Annotated in this window: 1 pseudogene; it reads right to left on the reverse strand. The window is 63.8% G+C overall.

From position 1 onward, the window contains the following. Positions 1 to 483 (reverse strand): annotated as a pseudogene (locus AWU74_RS08020) (AAA family ATPase); the annotation flags it as partial.

A 483-nucleotide genomic window follows, 5' to 3' on the forward strand; every position in this document is an offset into this window, starting at 1 on the left:
CTTGCCTATCGCGTCGAGTTCGTCTATGAACACGATGCACGGGGATTTGTCCCGCGCCGACTTGAACAGGTCGCGCACGCGGCTCGCGCCCACGCCGACGAACATCTCGACGAAGTCGGAGCCGGATATGCGGAAGAACGGCACCTCCGCCTCGCCCGCCACCGCGCGCGCCAGCAGCGTCTTGCCCGTGCCCGGCGGTCCGACGAGCAGCACGCCTTTCGGAATCTTCCCGCCGATATCGGTGTACTTCTTCGGCGACTTCAGGAAGTCCACCACCTCCACCAGTTCTTCTTTTGCCTCGTCCACGCCGGCGACGTCGCTGAAGCGGGTTTTGACCTGCCCTTCCGCCACCGCGCTCGAGCGCGATCCGTTGCCGAAAAGCCCGCCGCTCAAGCCCCCCGTTCATGCGGCGGAAGAGGAAGAAATACATGACGAGCATCAGCACTATCGGCACGACGAGGCTCCAGAAAAGCTGGGCGAAGA

The sequence above is a fragment of the Treponema endosymbiont of Eucomonympha sp. genome (genome assembly GCF_001028545.1).